Raw genomic sequence first — 18,316 nt, forward strand, 5'->3', positions numbered from 1 at the left:
CTTTGACACCCACGAAAAAAGCCTTGATTTATGCGGGTTTGAAAGGCTCTAAAGCGTGACATTTCTGCCTTTGTTTCCGCTTTCGCTCGGCGGCTTTGATTTTCTTCATGCGTCCGGCGCAGCCGGGGCAGTATTTTCCCCGGTTGGATTTGGGGACAAAGGCCGCGCCGCAGACGGCGCACCGTTTCCGGCTCCCCCGGTACAAGAGGGCTGCGGCCAGCTCCCCGTCAAGGGGCAGGACAGCCACACGGAACCAGCGGCACATGAGGGAAAAGGAAATGCTCTGGACGCATACGCAAGGCTCCCCGTCGTCCAACAGCAGGCAGTTCCCCTCGTCGTAGTTACAGCACTCATGCACCAGCCGCCGCGCCCGCCGGTGCTGGCGGTAGTCCATTCTCGGCAGCTTATCGCTCATGGCTCTGCTCCTTTCTGCGGTGCGGCTCGCTCCGGCGCAAAATCTGGTCGATGTTCCGCTTGACGGTCTGCAACTCCGTGTACCGCTGCTTCTGTTCGTGGTAGGTGTTATACAGGCTGGATTTCTTGGAAACAAGCTGCTCGATCTCGTCCTGCAACGCTTTCCGGGCGGGCAGCTTGGTAATGCCATGCTCCCGGAAATACCGGGCGGCTGCGTCGGCTATGATAAAATCGCTCTCATGTGCCTGCCGGTATGCGGCGCGGGCTTTCTCGGATTTCTGCGCTTTCAGCCCGTCGCGGGCGGGCTTGGTCTTGGCGTAGGCAAGTACCTGCCGCTGCAACTCCTTTTTCCCTTGCAGCTTCGTTTCCAGTGCTTTCAGCTTGCCGCTGGTCTGGCGCATTTCCTGATAGGCGGTATCAACGGCGGCTTCCAACTGCTCCGGGGAAGTGAAGCCGTATTCCTGATACACATTCAGCGTCGCGGCCATTTGTTTGAGGTTGTGCATGGTCGCCCAGCGTTCATAGCCCCGGCCTTTGCCCTCGGCTTTCTTCTGCTCAATGTCCACAAGCCGCTGCACACCGTCCTGTTTCGGGGCGGTTTGAGGGGCTTTTGTGGGCTGTATGCCGGTTTTCCCACGCCGGGGGTATTCGAGTATGGCCGCGGCCTTTTCTGTGGCTCTGGCGGCGTTCTGCTCCAAAACGGCAAGGACAGCGGCGCGGTCAAAGTCGTCACCCAGCTTCCGGGCGGTAATGGGCTTTGTCCTGTCCGGCGTAAGGTAGGAAAGCCGCCCCCGGCTCTCCTTGACGGCCACGCCCTCCCGCAGCAGCAGAGAGGAAAAGTCCTCGAATGAGGCCGCTGTAGACAGCGCGGCGCGTATGGTCTGCCGCAGCTTCTCCTTGTTCGTTTCAAACTTGGTCTGCCGGGGCGTGATACCGCCTGCAATCATGGGGGCGTTCTGCCTGTCCAGTGCGGCCTGTCCCTTTTTCTGCGCCCAATACTCCCGGTCTGTGACGCGGTTCTTGCTGCCGTTCAAGAGGTCGATTTGGTAAAGCCCCTCCCGGTGGCACATCTCCATGACTTCGGACTTGAAGTAGCGCAAGGCCGCGTCGGTACAGCGGTGCTTGCAACCGGCTTTCGTGTCGGCTGGCCTGTCCATGTAGGGCAGGAACGGCACTTCCTCAATCCGCAGGCTGTTAATGACGATATGCACATGGATATTTCCGCTGTGGTTATGCCCGTCCGGGTGGGTGCATACAAGGGCTTGGTGGCCGGGGAAATGCTCGGCGCAAAACTTCTCGCCCAACTCCTGCGCCCGGTCTACGGTCAAGCCGTTGTCCGGGCCGTCCCGTGGGTCAAAGCTGATGATATAGTGGTGGCTTTTCACATCTTCCCGCCGCTGGTTCTTCTCATAGCGGAGATTTGCTCGCATACAGGCAACGGCAAAATCCTCCCCGCCGCAGTTCAGCGTGGACAGCCGGTAGTCCTCGCGGGGGATAAGCCTGCCGGTTTCATCAAGGACGGGTTTCATGGTAAACTCGTCATGCTCAAAAAGCAGGTATTGCTCGGCGGCTCCGTAGTCGGCGTTTTTAGAGTTGATATGCTTGAGTGTTGCCAACTGCGTCACCTACTTTCTTGAGGACTTCATACTTGAGGGCGGCAAGGTCGGCTATGGCGGCGCGTACCTCACCGGACAGCGCATTGTAGGGCGCGCCGTACTCATTCAGATACCGGGCTATCTGGTTGAGGTTGCCGCCGATCCTGCCGTACTCGGCTGTGAGTTTCCCGACAGCGGAAAGCAGCTCGTCATTGACCGCTGACACATGGATAACGGGGCGTATGGCGGTGCGCCGTATCGCCTGCCGGAGAAATTCGGACTGGCTGATACCATAGGGCGCAAGCCGCGCTGTGAAGTCGGCATACTCATCTTCGGACAGCCGGGTTTTCACAACGCGGCTGCGGTGGGGCGTGTTGTATTTCTTTCGCATGGTGTGACCTCCTTTCTCGCCCGTAAGGGCGCATGAGCAGGGTTTGGGGAAGGCACTCCCCAACAAGTTTCCCGCGAGGGGCAAAACTGCAGAATTGCGGATTTTGGCACCGTGGTAGAAACTTGCTCTTAGTAAGCCGCAGACTGCCCCTGTCCGGGCTTTTCCGTACATAGAGCGAACGGGGCGGGGCTTTCAGCCCGCTGTGCGCGGTCTTTTTTTTCTTTCGCCAAAGATACATTCAAAAGGCCGCCAGCTACCCGCTGTCCGGGGATTTTTCAAATTTTCTTTTGCCTTAGTAATCCGGGAAACAGGATTTTGGCAACCTACGGGGCAGAGAATTTTTCCTTTCACTCCCTACAACACTGCGTTTTGAAATTTGCCAAACGGAGCAGGCAGCTTTTTCTGGCTTCACCTACCTACTACGGGTGACTTTGCGATTTTGCCAAATGGACAACAAAAAAAGCAGCAAATCTTTTTCAGACTTACTGCTTTCACTGGCCGCTGGTGGGCGGCTGGTATTCAGTTTTGGGGCTTATCGGTCAAAGCGAAACTTGAATAGTGCGGAGATTAGCTGCTGCTTCACATATTCCTCAACCTCGGCGTTAACCTGACCGTGTACTTTGGAAAAGTAGCGGATATATCCGGCATAGTGGGAAAGGACGGTGTCGATTGCGTCCGGGTCGCCCTCATGGGCTTTGACGATTGTTTCATAGGGGAGAAGTTTACTCATGGTCTTTTCCCTCCATGAGCCGCCGTAGCCGCTGCAAGGCAAGCTGGATATGCCGCCCCGCTGTGCTGCGTGTCCGGCCAATATGTACGCCGATCACTCGCTGCGGCTGGCGCAGGAAATAGTAACGGAAAATCTCTTCCTGTGTCTGCTCCGGCAAGAGGGCAAGGGCGGCGGCAAGTTCCGCATGGTACAGAACGGCGGTCTGGCCGCAGGCGGTAAAAAGATATTCTTCAAGCTGCTCCGGTTCGGCAAGCTGGACAAACTTCTCATTCATCAGATAGTCAAGAGAAACTTCCCGTTCCCACCTCCGGCGCAGCTTTAAGATTATATCTATGGCTGCGTGACGAATGACAATCTTGCAAAAGGCATTGAATGTGTACTGGATATGCACTTTGTAGGCTTCATCTTCGGTCATGGAAATTCCTGTTTTTTGGCGAGCAATTTTCCCCATTTTCATCGTTATGATTCCCTATAATCAGCACTGTATATTCATGCAGTTTTACAGAATATCAATACATTACCGTAAAATCAAGGACGCATTCGCGCCGCTATCGCGGTTGAAATCCTTGATTTTACGGTAATGCATCGATAATGGTAATCAAGGCATGAATGAGTAATTATAATTATCTGACAATGATAATTTTAAGGAGGTGCCGCGCCAATTATGGGGAATTGACCTCGCTCATAAACAAATTCCCCCTCTCTGAATAATAGTGCGGGGCGGCAGCACTCCTTGCTGTCGCCCCTTGATTGCCTATCTGCAAAGGCGGGCGGGGCTGTCAACGGCGGCGCATATGCGCCGTTCATCTTGACTGTTGACTGGCTCGGCTGGCTTTGCCATTTGAGTGTAATTGCTTATTCTTTTTTTATTTGCAGACTTTTGAGGTAGAACGCCTGCTCCTCCCTTTTCTCTGGCTCACTCTCAAAAGGGTTATGCTGTCTAATTCATTCGTTGTCTTACTATTTCATACATCATTATAGATGCAGCACAACTGACATTGAAAGAACTGGCATAGGAATCTTCAGCCATAGGAATCGTACATAAAACATCACAATATTCCTTAAATGCCTTATTTAATCCCATGGTTTCATTTCCCATCATTAACATAACCGGGGTTTTCAAGTCCTCATGATAGATAGGCTTTTCGTGGTGGGCTGTTGTGCCTATGATCTTAAAGCCAGGGTATTTTATTCTAAGGCTTTCAACGAATTTATATAAATCCTCATTGTGAATGATTCGAATCACCGGAAGATTGAAAAAAGAACCCATCGCCGAAACAATTACATCAGGCTCATACAAATCAACCGCATGTCCAGTAATTATCAACATATCTACTCCCAACGCATCACATGAACGTATCATCGTACCTAAATTTCCTTTATTAGAGGGCCTGTCAAATAACACAATAAATGGATTGGAAGATAACGCAACATTTTCTAACCTGTCTTCCCTCATTTCAATAATAGCCAATAATTCAGAAGTTTCTTCTTTTCCACTTAATTCCTTTAGCAACTGTGCCGTAAGAGTATAATTGACTTCTGTTTTTACTGTTTCTATCATATGTTTTGCCCAGCCTGACAGATTATTCTTGTCATAAATAAAAGAAATAATCTTCCAGTTATTTTTAACCGCTTCATTTAAACTTCTTACGCCTTCAACAATAAATTGATTATATTTATATCTTTTATTTCGATTATGCTTCAATACTTCAAATCTCTGGTAATCATTATTTTTATTTAATATAGAAACAACTTTCATTTCAATACCTGCCTCATCATACTTTGGTTTTCGAATTTTTCACCCATTGTAAGCCCATTTTTGAAAAAATAAGGGAAAATGATTTCCCGGTTTTTCTGTGGCAGGGATAACAGGACGGCGGCAAGTTTTCCATTGGTGAGGATAACTGCCTGACCGCATATCGTTATAGGGTGTTCTTCATGGGGTGCTTCAAAATATTCGTCTGTTGTGCCTAAAGGGTAAAACTTTTCTTCTGTGAGGTATTCAAGGGATATTTCTTTTTGCCGCCGTCTGCTCCTGTCACGCCATGCGTTGATAGCCGCATAGTGTATGACGGTCTTGCAAAGCCATTGAACGTGTACATGATGTGTTCTTTGTATGCTTCTGTGCAAGGCATAGATGATTCCCCCTTTCTCCCACATAGGGCGTTGTATGGTTGACGGGTTTCATTTATAATATCAGAGGGCGGCAGCACCCCTTGCTGTCGCCCCTTGATTGCCTACCAGCAAAGGCGGGCGGGGCTGTCAACAGCGGCGCATATGCGCCGTTTATCTTGACTGCCCGCTGGCTCGGCTGGCTTTCCTATTTGAGTGTAATTGCTTATTCTTTTTTTGTTACTGGAATCCAAATTTCACTGTATGCGTAGTTGGGCTTTTTGTCGTCCATTTTTGTAAAAGAGAAAGAAAACGGCTCTGCCAGTTCATAATCTGCCGTCATAAACCATTCGGAGTAGATTCTTGCCATTGTATCCTGCAAAGTAAACGGGAAGATTCCTTCATTTGGAAAAACTGCCCACGTATGAGCTTTAACAGGAAATGTGTCCAGATTACTGCTAATGTCATTTTTAGTTGTTAAAACTCCAATTAAATGCGTTAATTCACCAGCTTCTTCAAGAAAGTTCGTATCTGATTCATAGGAAACATTTACAGTTTCATATGGCTCAATGTTTTGCAACCGGTGCATTTCTTCTTTCTGTTCCTGTGTTATGCTTTGTGCCAGTTCCAAAATAGCGTTGTTTACTCCCTCATATTGTAACGGCACTCGTTTACTTACACCTGCAAACGTAAAAGCAGGTTTTTCAACAATTTTATATTCCATTAAAGTTCCTCCCTTCATAGTTACAACAAATTGTAACTTTTGGCATGATTTACATTGTTTCAACTTTGCGACTTGTGACGGTAAGATACCGCTCCATTTTTTAAAGGCACGTGTAAATCCGTCTACGGATTGATACCCATATTGATAAGCGACATCTGTTACCTGCGCCCCCTGCAACAATTCTTTGTTAGCTTCTGAAAGTCGTCTGTTTTTTACATACTCATTCAGCGTCATATTGGTAAGCGCAAAAAATATTTTTCTAAAATGATAATCTGAAACATTTATATGCTCAGAAATCTTCTCAAGTAAAAACTCGTCCTCCAGGTGCGCTTCAATATAGTCCATCGCGTCATTCAATTTCTTTAACACATTGCCCCTCCTTCCGAATAAGAATATCACAATTTAGAAAGATATGTTCGACATTAGCATACAAAATTAGTCGGGTTATAAATAAAGGCCGTTTGCTCAATATAAGTTTACACAAAACCGACTTGAAAACAAAACTAACATAGACTCTCCTTATATTCAAAGATTTTTATCCGTGATAACGCACAAAATATTACGTTATTTTCTGAAACATATGCCGAACCTTATCTAAACGGCTGTTAGGACGGCGTGGCTGCAATACAGGCTCCCCGGAAATTTCTTGGTACCCTTTTAATTCGGTAAGGCAGACGCTTCTCCCATTTGTATAAAAATTTAAATCATTCCTATATTCGCCGATGCAGCGGGCGGGGATTTCTCCCGTAAAAATAACTTCATCATTTTTAAGCAAGGTTGATTCAATCACTGCACAATACTTCGGTGCGTCATTATAAGCCCGTGAAATATATTCCTGCGGTGCAAAAAGGGTAAAGGAAAGGTATGGTTCCAATAATTGTGTTCCTGCTCTTTTCAATGCCTGTTCTAACACGATAGGAGCAAGGGAACGAAAATCTGCGGGGGTACTAACTGGACTGTAATAAACTCCATAGTCAAAACAAATTTCACAATCTGTCACTTCCCAACCGTATAAGCCTTGCTCCATTCCATAACGCACCCCTTCCATAACGGCATTTTGAAAACTTTGGTTTAAATAGCCGAGAGATACTTTGCTTTTAAACCGGGTTCCACTTCCGGCAGGAAGTGGCGTTACAGTTAAGCCAATGGATGCCCAAAACGGATTCGGCGGCACTTCAATATGAATCGTGTAACTGGCTGTTTTTAATGGCCTTTCCAGATAAATGACCGTAGGTTCTTTCACATTTATGTTCACATGGTATCGCTCTACTAACAGAGAGCATACAACCTCTAACTGGACTTTTCCTAAAAAAGAAATGATGATTTCATGCGTTATCGTATCCACATAGTAATGCAACAGCGGATCTGTATCTGCAATTTCCGTCAGGGCATTCAGCAGGAGGTCTCTTTGTTCCTGATTTTGCGGCTCCACCGTCGTCCGAAGCAAAGGAATCGGATTTTTTTCCCATGCCTTGCGCGGCAAAAGTTCTACATTTCCGAGAGTATCATTCAGCTTCAGAGTGTCATTGGTCAAAATAACAATTTCTCCGCAACAGGCTGTGTCCGCCGGTATAATCTCTCCGTTTGACGGAATCCTCATTTCTGTGATTTTTAGTTTTTGATTTTGGGGCAGGAGAATCGTATCCCGTAAATGAAGTGTCCCGCTGTATAACCGCAAATAAACGAGCCGCTTTTTCTGGTCTGTGTACTCGATTTTAAAAACGCTTCCGCATAGCTCGGATTGATCGTTGTCCGCACCAGAAGTAAATGTTTCTGCAATCACTTCAATCAGCTTTTCAGTTCCGATATTGTTCTTTGCACTCCCATGATAAATAGGAAACAGGGAACCGTTTTGCATTCTTCTGCATTTCTCCCTCTGTAAATCTTGTATTTTCAAAGGTTCCCCCGCAATATATTTTTCCAAAAGTTCATCATTTCCAGCAATAATAGAATCCCATTTTTCTATATCCTCAATGTCTGTCAGAGACACTTCCGGAGTGAGCGAAACATCTTGCATAACCATGACATCATCAGAAAGTTTTTCTCTGATATTTTGATAAACGCTCTGTAAGTCAATGCCCTCCTGGTCTATCTTATTTACAAAAATAATCGTTGGGATTTTCATTTTCTGGAGCGCATGGAACAGTACCCGTGTTTGTGCCTGCACGCCGTCCTTTGCGGAAACTACTAAAATTGCTCCGTCAAGAACAGCAAGTGAGCGATATACTTCCGCCAAAAAGTCCATATGGCCGGGGGTATCGACAATATTGATCTTATAATTCTTCCAGCCGAAAGAAGTGACGGCCGTTTGAATGGTAATCCCACGCTGGCGTTCCAACAGCATGGTGTCTGTCCGCGTTGTTCCCTTATCTACACTCCCTAATTCCGGAACGGCTCCGCTGGTATAGAGCAGGCTTTCTGTCAAAGTCGTTTTTCCTGCGTCTACATGAGCAAGAATGCCGATATTGATTATTTTCATGTGTTTGTCCTCCATTCAGCCCCCAAAGGGCATAAAAATCCCCAGCAGCAAAATACTTTTACCGCTGGGGATATAGCGAATAGACATACACATACATACAACGCACTGCAAGCAGCGGTCGCTCTTTTGATATGTCAAATATATAAGGCAAAAGTATTCTTAAAAAGGGTACAAAAAACTAAGCCCCTTGCAAGGGACGGTTACAATTCTTTGTTCCCACTATTTGATTATAGTTAATTAAGAATACCTTGCCGCATATTTTTAACTCCTTACTTGGAATAGAAATATTATAGCATATCGGCATTGAAAAAGAAAGTCCTGAAACAAAATTTACGGAATAGTAGGCTGCTGTCTATCAATCTCTTGTGTGTTTCTTTATGACACATGAGCATTGGAGGCAGGGTTGTCCTGGCCGTAACCTTCCAGAAGGTTGATGCCGCCCCACACGCACAGGCCGCCGCCCAGGGCGATGACCAGAGTCTGCAAAACGTCGATAGCGTTAGTAAAAAAGCTCATATTCACATTTCCTTTCGTTCAGTTGAATTGTTGGGTTGAAGGTCGGTGGCTTTCAATTCGTACAGATCGAAAGGCTCGTCCGGCTTCACAATGGCCGGTCTGCGTTTCATGTACCGTTCAATGTCAAAGGTGTTTTTCTTGTCGGCGTCGGCAAGGTACTTGTAGCGGGGATGGCGGGTTATATCAAACTTGTCGCTGAAAAACGGCCGCACCCCTCGAAGCTGCAAAATACACTTGCCGCCGTCCATCACCGCTATCTCGTCCTGGGTCATCAGCTCCTTTCCTAATTTCTGATAGTTGAGGCCGTGGGAAACCTGGCTGCCCCGGTTCTCGGATTGATTGAAGCTGTCGATGGTCTCCTTGCCCAGCAGCTCCGAGATTTCTTTCAGGGTGGATTTCTCCTTGCCTCCCAAAAACAAGGTGGTGTCGCAGTTGCCCACAATGGTGTCTGCGGCGTCCTTGTAGATGGTCTTTAACTGACTTTGGGACTGCAAAATAATAGAAGCCGAGATTTCCCGGCTCCGGATGGTGGCGACCAGCTTGTCGAAGTTGGGTATCTGCCCGATATTGGCGAACTCGTCCAGGAGGCACCGCACATGGACGGGCAGCCTGCCGCCGTACACGTCGTCCGCCTTGTCGCAAAGGAGATTGAATAACTGGCTTTGCAGCATAGCGATAACGAAGTTGAAGGTGGTATCCGTGTCGCTCATAATGAGGAACAACGCCGTTTTCCGGTCGCCCAGGGTGTCCAGCTCCAGTTCGTCGTCCGACATGATCTCCCGCAGCTCCGCAATATCGAAGGGGGCAAGGCGGGCGCCGCAGCTAATCAGGATGGATTTCAAGGTCTTGCCGGCAGCCAATTTGAATTTGCGGTACTGCTTCACAGCGAAGTGGTCCGGGTGCTCCTTCTCCAGCTTGGCGAACAGAATATCCACGGGCGACTGAAATTCCTCGTCGTCCTCTCTGGCCTCCGATGCGTTGATGAGCTCCAGCAGCGTGAGGAAGTTCTTTTCTTCCGGCTCCGCCTCGTACCAGATGTACCCGATCAGGGCGCAGTACAAAAGCCGCTCGGCCTTCACCCAAAAATCTTCCGAGGATTTTTCTCCGTCGCCTTTGGTGTTGGCAATGATGACATTGACCAATTTGAGGATGTCTTTCTCCGACCGAATATAGGCGAAGGGGTTGTATTTCATGCTCTTTTTGAAGTTGATGGTGTTGAGGACTTTAATGCGGTACGGCTCATAGATGACCTTCCCGCGGGCGTCCCGCAGGGGTTTTCCGTTCTCGTCCAGCTTGGGGGCGCCCCGCCGCAGCATGGTCCCCACCTCGGACAAAAGCTGTCCTTTCGGGTTTTGTCAATAAGGAACAAGAAAAAAGTATCTTGCTTTTAAGCGGTTTCATCGCCGCTGTCGTTCTTGATAAGGCGCACAACCTTGTCCGTAAAGGTTTCCCGGCTGGTTTCGCTGAAATGGATATGAATGTCAAAGGTCGTGCCGCCGATGTTCTTCACAAGGTCGGGTTTGGCGGTCAGAGGGGAAGCGGCTGCGGGGGCGCTGGTCTTGCTGGTTTCATTGTTCATAGGCTGCTCCTTTCTATGAGAAAAGCCCCATGCGGCAGCACATGGGGCGGTGGTTGAGGGTTGAAGTGGCGAAGTGGCAAAGTGGCAAGGTATCTGGGTTTTGCCACTTGGATTTTGCCACTTCATTTTTTGAGGGCGTGATACCATGCCGCGCCGATACGCTTTGAGGTAATGCGCCCGTCAAGGTTTTTCTTTGCCGCCCGGACGGTACGGGCAGAAATCCCGGCTTCGGCTGCGGCCTTATCAATGTCCTCGCTGGCAAGTTCTTTCCCGTCTGCGAGTAAGTCAAGTATCAGTTTCTCGGCTTGCTCGGTCTTGGTGGCGGTGTTCCCGCCCGCGCCGGATAGCAGCTCGTCGGCGGTTATGTCGTATTCGCCTATCCATGAAAAGCCTGTTTCCGGGTCAAGGCAAAAAGCAACGGGCTTGCCCTCCGGCGCAAGGGAAGATTTGTCATGGACGATAACGCGCACATTTGGCTCCCGCTTCACGCGCCCGATCAGCAGGACGCTCCTTGCTGCGGCGCGGAAGTCAATAGAACCTAAGCCCCGGTATGCGCTCTGTCCTCCGGCGGCTTTGTTCAAGTGTCCGATAAGGATAACGGCGCACCCGGTACGCTCGGCAACATCGGCAAGGTGGCGGAACATGGGGCGCACTTCGTTTGCCCTGTTCATGTCGGTCTTTTCGCCCATGTACGCCTGTATGGGGTCAAGGATAATCAACCGCGCCCCGTTCTGCGTGATTGCCTTTTCTATGCGCTCGTCGGAGAGGGTAAGCTCCCGTTTGGCTTCATCAATCACAAGCACGCGGTCAAGGTCGGCTTCGGCTTCTATCAAGCGGGGCTTGACGGTATCGCCCAGCCCGTCCTCGGCGGTCTGGTAAATCACTTGGAATGGCGGCAAGGGCTTCATTCCCGGCAGCGTTCCCCCGGTGGTGCAGGCGGCGGCAAGGCGTAGGGCAAAGGTGGTCTTGCCCTCGCCGGGGTTGCCTTGCACAATGGTTACTTTCCCAAAAGGGATATACGGCTCCCATAGCCATTCAACGGTCTGTGTGTCAACCTCGCTCATGCGGATAATCTCGACGGTTTCTTCCTGCGGCGGTTCTTTCAATCCGTAAACCGCTTCCCGGATATACTTCCCGTCTGTGATTTCTGCCCGGTGCTGCAATACCTCGTTCCAGTCCTTGTAAAGCGGCACAAGGCGGTGGACGGTCAAGCCCTCCGGCACAAGCTCCGCAAGGCGGCTGCAAGCGTCGTTTCCGGCTTGGTCGCTGTCAAGGCAGAGGTAAACGGTCTTGATGTTCGGGCGGTCAGAGAGGAAACGCAACAGGGCTTTTTCTCCCACGCCGCCCAATGACAAATAGCTCTGCTTCTGCCACGCCTTTTTGAACAGGCAGAGGAAAGAGAGCAGGTCAACGGGGGCTTCAAAGACAAAAAGCCTGTCACCCTCGCCTCGGTAGCAGAAATTAAAGGCTTTGTCGCTGCCTTTCACATCAAGCCGGAAGTTTCCCGCCGTTCCCTTGCTGTGGGCGTAGCGCGGTATTCCGTCCTCGTCCCTCCCCACAAATACGGCGTTGTGGTGGGCTGCGTCCTCGTAAATATCGCCGCGAGCAAAGAAAAAGCCCGTCACATCTTCATCAATGCGGCGGGCTGCTGTGAGGTAGTTCCTCGCTGTTTGGTTGTCGCTGTTTGGGGGCGGTAGCCGGAAATCGGAAAGGGACGCGGGGCAAGGTCTGTCCGGCGGCGGTGCGGCTCCCTTTTCTCCTGTGAGAAGTTCCACGGCTTCGGTGAAGCTCTTTCCGAAAAACTCCATGACAAAATCAACGGGGCCGCCGCCCTTGCTCTGGCTGTGCCTGTACCACTTGTTTCCCCGGACGGTCAGGCTGTCGTGCCGTTTCCAGCGGTATTCATTCCCGGCGCGGGTAAGCTGCTCGCCCTGTGATTGCAGGAAAGAAACAAGGTCGGCTTGGTTCGCCCGGTCTATCTGTTCTTGGGTGTAGTACAAAAATCTCAACTCCTTTCATCGTTCTAAGTCATGCCGCTTGGCGCGGGTCTGCTCTGGCTGGTCGGCTTTCAGCGCAATATCAACGCACTTGCGGATATTGTGCAGCTCGGCAACCTCGGCGCGGGTTTCTTTCAGCTTGGTATATTCCGCTGTCCTCTGTCCGCTGAGGGTGGCATACTCTTTTTCCCATTCAGAAATAGGCAAGGGGGGCTTTGTCCCTTTCGGCAGATTTGCATGGAGATAGCGGCTCGCTGCGTTCCATAGGGTAAGCTCGGCGCGGTGGGTTTCCTCGTACTTGTCGCGCTTGTTCGTCCAGCCATTTTTCAGCTTTTTCAGTTCGTCGTGAATGGGCTTGTACTCGGTGTAGTTCCTCCCGTACTCAATCAGCTTTTGCAATTCTTTCATGCGCTTCTCGGCGGTTTTCATGCCCTCCCGGATAGCGTCGGCTTGGTCGCTGACAGAGGAAAGGGCAGCGTCCAGCTCCGCAAGGGTGGAAATGCCGCGCTCCGCAAGGAAATTGACTGCCTGTGATACGGTTTTCAGTTCATCGGCTGCGTGCTGCCTTTGCCAATACTGCGAATACTTCCGGCTCTTTTCCCTCTGAACGCTCATATACTTTATCAGCAGATTTGCAAGGCCGGGGGATTGCGGGGGCTGCTCCGGGGCGGTTTCCCGCGCCTTGAACAGCTCGCCAATCCATTCTTTGAGCTTTCCAATCTGCGCCCGGATTTCCCGGATAAGGCGGTTTGCCTTTTGGATATTCCGGTTCAGCTCGCCTTTCTCGGTGGCTATGCCTTTCTTCTCCATTTGACAAGCCGCTACGCCCATGTGGACGGTAGGCAGCTCGTCAATGCCGCGCTCGGCGTTGCTGCGGTGGTCGATACGCTCCGGGCTTCCGGCGCGTTCAAGGTAGGCGTTTGAAATATCCGCCCATGCCTTGCGCCATAAAAGCGCGTTGCCCTTGTCGTTCCAGCCTGTGAGGTCAACTTTGTGCGTCTTGTATCTGCCGCTTGGCAAGCGAATACGCTCGCCGTTTTCGTCAAGGTCATATTCCTTTTTGGACTTCGCCGCCCATGCGCCGCGCTCGTCAAGGGGGCGCATGGTAAGCATGATATGACAATGGGGGTTGCCGCTGCCGGTGTCGTGAATGGCAAAATCAACGCACATTCCTCTGGAAACAAATTGAGAGGAACAGTATTCCCGGACGAGCCGGATCTGTTCCTCTCTGGATAATTCTATGGGGAGTGCTGCGTCAATCTCTCTGGCAAGCTGGGCGTTCCCGGCTTTCTCGTAAAGTTCCACGCTGTTCCATAGGGCAGCGCGGTCAGAGAAAGAGGGCGGGGCATGGGGCGGCAGTAGGATTTCCGTATGGACAACGCCGCGCTTGCGGGTGTAGTCATGGGTCATTCCGTCCCACTCGTTTGTGATTTTCTCGCCGCTTCGATAGGCGGCTGCGGCAACGGCTGACTTGCCTTTTCCTCGGCTCACAATGCCGATGTTACAATGGTAAATGGCTATGGGTATCACCTCCCGGATAGGATAATAAAACCCGCAAAAATAGTACAGACGCCGGGGCGGGTGTACTGTTTTTGTGGGTGTGCAGGGATAGCCGCGAAGCGGCGCAAGGGGTGCAGCCCCTTGTTGCGGCAAAGCCGCCATATCGGAGCGCGGGGAAAGTTCCCTGTGCGGAGATAAAGCCCTCGGCAGAGCGCACACGCCCGCAAGGGTGTATAAGTGCGCCCTTTGTTCCAAAGGGATTATTCCGCGTTCCCGTCCCCGGCTCGTTTTTTCAAAAACTCCTGTGCTGGCTCGCTCGTCAAGGCAAGCCGGAGAAAGGCGGCGGCTTCTTCGTCGGTCATGGTCTTTGCTTCTGGCACAATGCTCTCAAAGACCGCACCCCGGACGATCAGCCGATGGCTGCGCGTCCTGCGTTCCTCTTGGGATAACTTTTGCCGCAACACCTTTTCCCGATTTTCAAGCTGCCGGATTTTCTTCTTCCCGTCCTCAATCTCGGCTTGCAATTCCTCGCGTTTTTTTCTCTCGGTTTCGTCATGGGTGGTCACTCCTTTCTACCTGTCGGCACAGAAAAAGGACAGTCGATTTCCTCGGCTGTCCTTTTGATTAGGGTGTTTGGTTTACTCCGTTCTGCTCAATAAATGGGAATATTAAATATCAATACGCCCTTTAATACATTCCTATTAAAACATCAGCTTCGATTGTCAAATGTGTGAGAGTACGCCAATCAACGCAATCTTTTTCAACGCAAAAGAGAAGCGGCGTCATTTCAATAAACGACATTCTTTGTTCTGATGACAACTGTACGGTGGCTGAAACCGTTTCTCTTGAAATGGTTTTAAGATATTTCTCAAAATATTCAACGACAGACTCATTTGAATAATCTGGATTTTTCAAGTGTGCTTGCACTTTAGTCCTGATTTCCCTCAAATGATTTTTCGTAGGAATTACTTTCACAACATATCCGTTAGGAGATAGCAATCGCTGAAATTCTTTGTAGTGTGCAGGCGAAAATATGTCTAAAATACAATCCATACTTCCGTCTTTCAAAGGGATTTTTGATAAGTCAGTAACAAACCACTTCACTGCTTTGCGCTTGTCTTTTTTTGATGCAATCTGTATTGCCTCCCTTGACAAGTCAAAGGCAAAGATGTTTCGTTCTGTTCTTTGCTGTATCTGCCTTGCATAGAAACCCTCGCCGCAACCAACATCTAAAATGTTTCTTATAGATGGCGTATCAGAAATAAACTGTATGATTTTCTCCAACACAACATCATACATGCCATACTCCAAAATTTGGTGCCGGTTGTCAAAAGACCGCTTGCTGTAGTTGGTTTTGGGCGATGATTTTAACAACAAATTTACATACCCATATCTTGAAATATCAAAGCAATGTCCATGTCTACAAATTAGGCTATTGCCTTGTATATCCATTGATTTTGTGCAAATTGGGCATTGAAAATAAACCTTGCTGTCTGCAAAGCGTGATAAATTATTATTCATTTGTTTTTCCTCCGTAATTACATCTCTGCTTCAATAAGCGAGTTATGCAATACGGATAACCGCAACATAACTCGCGGTTTTATCTTAATCTCATAAATGTAACCATTGTGTTGTCCTCTAATCAATTCCGCAGTATTACTCTGCTTTTAGAAAAAGTATAGCACAAAACTATGAACATTTCAACTCTATTTCAGCCTGTCGGCGACGTTGCTCTCTCTGGCATACCGCCGCGCCGCTTCCCGCCGTTCCTCGCTGTATGGGGCGGTCAGACGGAAAGAGAAGCGGCCTTTCTCAATGTCAAACTCCATGCAGCCCGTTTCCGGGTCTGCGTCGGTCTGGCGGCACACATCGGGGTGCTGCTCGGCATAGGCGGCAAGCCGCTTCTTCAAGTCGGTGTTGTGGGTACGGATATGGATCAACGGGTCTTTCTCATCAAACCAGATGTCTGTGACCTTTTTTTGCTTGGGAAGCCCTGTTCGCATAAACTCTCCTTTCTGCGCCCTCGTTTGGAGAGAGGGGCATTTTTGAGGGAATTTTCCCGGCTCTTGACTTGGGGAAAATGGGGATTTTCAAATAGAAACCGCCCCGGCGAACCATTCTTCGTCCGGGCGGTTCCTATCGCGTGATTTTCGTTTTTTCCGGCTCTTGACCGTCCTGCAAGCTGTCGGCAAGTATCACTTTGAGCAGCTTGTCGCGGAATGTTTCTGTGCCGCTGTGGTTGAAAAACAACTCCGCAACGATGGTCTGTCCGTCCCTCTGTGTCGTGATAACACTGTCGGGGGATTGAGGTGTCCCGTTCTGTTCTGCCATAGGCGGCTCCTTTCTCTGGGTGCAAAAGAGGGATTTCCCGTAGCCCGGAAAATCCCTCTTGGTTGTCAGTATTCGGTTTTACTGTGCGGGTGCTGCGGCGGCTTCCTGTGCCTTTTTCTTTGCCCGGTATTCCCGTGCTTTCATGCGGTCATACTCCCGTCGCTTTTCAAGGTTACGCGCCCGGTACTCCCTTGAATACTGCCGGTGGTAGGCGCGGCTCTTTTCCTTTTGGGCTTCCTCGATTTTCTCCCGCATTTGCCGGATTTCCTGCTCCGTTGGCTCTGTAAGCTGTGTCACTTCGTTCTCAAATTTGCCGATATAGTTGAAATATATCCCGATGTGCTGAATGGCTTGTTTTGCCCTTTTCTTGTCGCGCTCATGCACTTCAATCCGGCTGATAAACTCGTTGAGAATGGCGGGGGTCAGGTCGGTAAAGGCAGCGTAGCGTTCCGTCAGCTTCAAAAACTTCTGCGCCCGTCCGCCCGCGTTCTCAAAAGCGGATAGCTGCTCTTGCAGCTCGGCAAGCTCCGCTTTCAGCGCATAGTATTCTTCTGAATACTTCTGCGACATTTGCTCATAGCGGTCTTGCGGGATCGTGCCGAGGGCGTTGTCCTCATAGAGCTTGTTCAGCACCTTGTCAATCTGTTCAAGGCGCGTCGTGATTTGCGGGATACGCTTCTGCTGTTTCTTGGTCTTGTCGGTCTGCTGCATGGCAAGGTTCTTTTTCACTAAGGCTTCAAATTCCGCCCAGTTGCTGATAGAATAGTCCTCGATTTTCTTCAGCACTTCCGCGATGGTCTGCATGAGCAAATCCGCGTCAATGATGTGCGGGGAATGGCACTTGGGGTTTTTGGCTTTCCCCTTGTGGTACTCGCTGCAATAGGCAACGTGCCGCTTGCCGCCGTTTCTGTAATCTATGCGGATGTACATTTTTGCGCCGCAATCCTTACAGAAAAGCAAGCCCGACAAAGGGTGGATTTCCCCGTCCCCGTTGGGGCGTCTGACGGGCGCGTTTTCCAAAATCCGCTGTGCGGTTTCAAAGTCGGCGCGGTCAATAATCGGCTCATGCACATTTTCGGTTATCTGCCATTGGCTCCGGTCTACATAGTGGTTCCGCTTGTCCCGGAAATGCTTTGTAGTCTTGAAGTTGACTACATCGCCGCAATACTCCTGCCGCGTAAGGATATGGGTCAAGGTGGCTTTGTTCCACTTGTAGCGGTTATCCTCATTGAGCGCCTTGTTTTTACACGTTCCCCATCCCCGGTCTTTCATGTAGAAAGTGGGGGTAGGGATTTGCTCGTTTTTCAGATATACGGCGATTTGGTTGCGGTTCTTCCCGCCGATAAACAAACGGAAAATAAGGCGCACAACCTCGGCGGCTTCCTCGTCGATTATCCAAAAATCCTTGTTGTCCGGGTCTTTGACATAGCCGTAGGGGGCTTCGGTGGCAATCGGCTTTCCGCTCATGCCTTTGGTCTTAATGCCCGTTTTCACTTTCTTGCTGATGTCCTTTGCGTACCACTCCGACATGATGTTGATAAAGGGCGCAAACTCCAATGTGTCGGGCTTCTCGCTGTCAATGCCGTTGTTGACCGCGATAAAACGCACGTTGTTCCGTCTGAATATCTCCATAGCGTTGCCGACTTGGAGATAGTCGCGCCCCCAGCGGGTAAGGTCTTTCATAATGCAAACGCCGATTTTCCCGTTTTCAACGTCCTCCATCATGCGGGAGTAGGCAGAACGGTCAAAAAATCTGCCGCTTTCATCGTCGTCGATGTAGTGCCGGATATTCGTCAGCCGCTGCCCTCTGGCGTAGTTCTCCAAAAAGATTTTCTGGTTCTGTATGCTGTTGCTCTCGCCGCCGTCCCTGTCCTCGTCCCCTACGGAAAGACGGGAGTAAAGGGCTGTGATTTTGTTGTAATCATTCATGTGCATATCCTCCTGTGCG

Annotated in this window: 18 protein-coding genes and 1 pseudogene; all 19 read right to left on the bottom strand. The window is 49.9% G+C overall.

The genetic code is table 11. From position 1 onward, the window contains the following. Positions 1 to 28: 28 nt before the first annotated feature. Positions 29 to 415 carry a cysteine-rich VLP domain-containing protein gene (locus HNQ43_RS00705; protein WP_119189890.1) on the bottom strand — a complete coding sequence of 129 codons (387 nt, stop codon included), beginning with the start codon at positions 413 to 415 and terminating at the stop codon, positions 29 to 31. Further along, the gene (locus HNQ43_RS00710; protein WP_119189889.1) at positions 405 to 2,030 is read right to left on the bottom strand and encodes a relaxase/mobilization nuclease domain-containing protein; all 1,626 of its coding nucleotides are present in this window, start codon (positions 2,028 to 2,030) and stop codon (positions 405 to 407) included. The genes HNQ43_RS00705 and HNQ43_RS00710 overlap by 11 nt, the downstream gene beginning before the upstream one ends. Beyond that, positions 2,002 to 2,400: a plasmid mobilization protein gene (locus HNQ43_RS00715; RefSeq protein ID WP_183373823.1), complete on the bottom strand. Its 399-nt coding sequence runs from the start codon at positions 2,398 to 2,400 to the stop codon at positions 2,002 to 2,004. Before HNQ43_RS00715 ends, HNQ43_RS00710 begins: the two co-directional genes overlap by 29 nt. A gap of 532 nt (positions 2,401 to 2,932) precedes the next feature. Continuing rightward, positions 2,933 to 3,130, bottom strand: a complete 198-nt coding sequence (locus HNQ43_RS00720; RefSeq protein WP_070087581.1) for a helix-turn-helix domain-containing protein — start codon at positions 3,128 to 3,130, stop codon at positions 2,933 to 2,935. Continuing rightward, positions 3,123 to 3,587: an RNA polymerase sigma factor gene (locus HNQ43_RS00725; protein WP_244956998.1), complete on the bottom strand. Its 465-nt coding sequence runs from the start codon at positions 3,585 to 3,587 to the stop codon at positions 3,123 to 3,125. Before HNQ43_RS00725 ends, HNQ43_RS00720 begins: the two co-directional genes overlap by 8 nt. A gap of 483 nt (positions 3,588 to 4,070) precedes the next feature. Next, positions 4,071 to 4,889 carry a TrmH family RNA methyltransferase gene (locus HNQ43_RS00730; protein ID WP_070087583.1) on the bottom strand — a complete coding sequence of 273 codons (819 nt, stop codon included), beginning with the start codon at positions 4,887 to 4,889 and terminating at the stop codon, positions 4,071 to 4,073. Continuing rightward, on the bottom strand, positions 4,886 to 5,290 hold the full coding sequence (locus HNQ43_RS00735) for a hypothetical protein (RefSeq protein WP_204224281.1): 405 nt from the start codon (positions 5,288 to 5,290) through the stop codon (positions 4,886 to 4,888). The genes HNQ43_RS00730 and HNQ43_RS00735 overlap by 4 nt, the downstream gene beginning before the upstream one ends. Before the next feature lie 178 nt (positions 5,291 to 5,468). Continuing rightward, positions 5,469 to 6,335 carry an AraC family transcriptional regulator gene (locus HNQ43_RS00740; protein WP_070087584.1) on the bottom strand — a complete coding sequence of 289 codons (867 nt, stop codon included), beginning with the start codon at positions 6,333 to 6,335 and terminating at the stop codon, positions 5,469 to 5,471. 190 nt (positions 6,336 to 6,525) lie between these two features. Then, on the bottom strand, positions 6,526 to 8,445 hold the full coding sequence (tet, locus tag HNQ43_RS00745; RefSeq protein WP_070087585.1) for a TetM/TetW/TetO/TetS family tetracycline resistance ribosomal protection protein: 1,920 nt from the start codon (positions 8,443 to 8,445) through the stop codon (positions 6,526 to 6,528). A 375-nt stretch (positions 8,446 to 8,820) separates the two neighbouring features. Then, positions 8,821 to 8,961: a Maff2 family mobile element protein gene (locus tag HNQ43_RS00750; protein WP_183373824.1), complete on the bottom strand. Its 141-nt coding sequence runs from the start codon at positions 8,959 to 8,961 to the stop codon at positions 8,821 to 8,823. A gap of 2 nt (positions 8,962 to 8,963) precedes the next feature. Further along, positions 8,964 to 10,313, bottom strand: a pseudogene (locus HNQ43_RS00755) (VirD4-like conjugal transfer protein, CD1115 family); the annotation flags it as partial. Positions 10,314 to 10,348: 35 nt separating this feature from the next. Continuing rightward, entirely contained in the window at positions 10,349 to 10,540 is a 192-nt protein-coding gene (locus tag HNQ43_RS00760) for a transposon-encoded TnpW family protein (protein WP_087385489.1), read from the bottom strand. Between the two features lie 122 nt (positions 10,541 to 10,662). Next, complete coding sequence (locus HNQ43_RS00765; protein ID WP_183373825.1) at positions 10,663 to 12,540, bottom strand: AAA family ATPase; 1,878 nt, start codon at positions 12,538 to 12,540, stop codon at positions 10,663 to 10,665. Positions 12,541 to 12,555: 15 nt separating this feature from the next. Next, positions 12,556 to 14,067 carry a MobQ family relaxase gene (gene mobQ / locus HNQ43_RS00770; protein ID WP_130870849.1) on the bottom strand — a complete coding sequence of 504 codons (1,512 nt, stop codon included), beginning with the start codon at positions 14,065 to 14,067 and terminating at the stop codon, positions 12,556 to 12,558. A gap of 230 nt (positions 14,068 to 14,297) precedes the next feature. Beyond that, a complete protein-coding gene (locus tag HNQ43_RS00775) occupies positions 14,298 to 14,603 on the bottom strand; it encodes a DUF3847 domain-containing protein (RefSeq protein WP_425321243.1) in 306 nt (101 codons plus the stop codon). A 121-nt stretch (positions 14,604 to 14,724) separates the two neighbouring features. After that, a complete protein-coding gene (locus tag HNQ43_RS00780; protein ID WP_002584969.1) occupies positions 14,725 to 15,558 on the bottom strand; it encodes a methyltransferase domain-containing protein in 834 nt (277 codons plus the stop codon). Positions 15,559 to 15,743: 185 nt separating this feature from the next. Further along, a complete protein-coding gene (locus tag HNQ43_RS00785; RefSeq protein WP_070087571.1) occupies positions 15,744 to 16,040 on the bottom strand; it encodes a P-loop NTPase family protein in 297 nt (98 codons plus the stop codon). Between the two features lie 133 nt (positions 16,041 to 16,173). After that, positions 16,174 to 16,368: a transposon-encoded TnpW family protein gene (locus HNQ43_RS00790; RefSeq protein ID WP_022030172.1), complete on the bottom strand. Its 195-nt coding sequence runs from the start codon at positions 16,366 to 16,368 to the stop codon at positions 16,174 to 16,176. Positions 16,369 to 16,446: 78 nt separating this feature from the next. Further along, complete coding sequence (locus HNQ43_RS00795) at positions 16,447 to 18,297, bottom strand: recombinase family protein (protein ID WP_221247955.1); 1,851 nt, start codon at positions 18,295 to 18,297, stop codon at positions 16,447 to 16,449. Positions 18,298 to 18,316: the final 19 nt, after the last annotated feature.

The sequence above is a fragment of the Faecalicoccus acidiformans genome, assembly GCF_014202635.1.
GTDB lineage: Bacteria > Bacillota_I > Bacilli_A > Erysipelotrichales > Erysipelotrichaceae > Faecalicoccus > Faecalicoccus acidiformans.

What these genes read in the sequence shown, in the direction of transcription:
- HNQ43_RS00705 (WP_119189890.1), bottom strand. Translation starts at nt 415, where the DNA reads ATGAGCGATAAGCTGCCGAGAATGGACTACCGCCAGCACCGGCGGGCG.
- HNQ43_RS00715 (WP_183373823.1), bottom strand. Translation starts at nt 2,400, where the DNA reads ATGCGAAAGAAATACAACACGCCCCACCGCAGCCGCGTTGTGAAAACC.
- HNQ43_RS00720 (WP_070087581.1), bottom strand. Translation starts at nt 3,130, where the DNA reads ATGAGTAAACTTCTCCCCTATGAAACAATCGTCAAAGCCCATGAGGGC.
- HNQ43_RS00725 (WP_244956998.1), bottom strand. Translation starts at nt 3,587, where the DNA reads ATGAAAATGGGGAAAATTGCTCGCCAAAAAACAGGAATTTCCATGACC.
- HNQ43_RS00730 (WP_070087583.1), bottom strand. Translation starts at nt 4,889, where the DNA reads ATGAAAGTTGTTTCTATATTAAATAAAAATAATGATTACCAGAGATTT.
- HNQ43_RS00735 (WP_204224281.1), bottom strand. Translation starts at nt 5,290, where the DNA reads ATGTGGGAGAAAGGGGGAATCATCTATGCCTTGCACAGAAGCATACAA.
- tet (WP_070087585.1), bottom strand. Translation starts at nt 8,445, where the DNA reads ATGAAAATAATCAATATCGGCATTCTTGCTCATGTAGACGCAGGAAAA.
- HNQ43_RS00750 (WP_183373824.1), bottom strand. Translation starts at nt 8,961, where the DNA reads ATGAGCTTTTTTACTAACGCTATCGACGTTTTGCAGACTCTGGTCATC.
- HNQ43_RS00760 (WP_087385489.1), bottom strand. Translation starts at nt 10,540, where the DNA reads ATGAACAATGAAACCAGCAAGACCAGCGCCCCCGCAGCCGCTTCCCCT.
- HNQ43_RS00780 (WP_002584969.1), bottom strand. Translation starts at nt 15,558, where the DNA reads ATGAATAATAATTTATCACGCTTTGCAGACAGCAAGGTTTATTTTCAA.
- HNQ43_RS00785 (WP_070087571.1), bottom strand. Translation starts at nt 16,040, where the DNA reads ATGCGAACAGGGCTTCCCAAGCAAAAAAAGGTCACAGACATCTGGTTT.
- HNQ43_RS00790 (WP_022030172.1), bottom strand. Translation starts at nt 16,368, where the DNA reads ATGGCAGAACAGAACGGGACACCTCAATCCCCCGACAGTGTTATCACG.
- HNQ43_RS00795 (WP_221247955.1), bottom strand. Translation starts at nt 18,297, where the DNA reads ATGAATGATTACAACAAAATCACAGCCCTTTACTCCCGTCTTTCCGTA.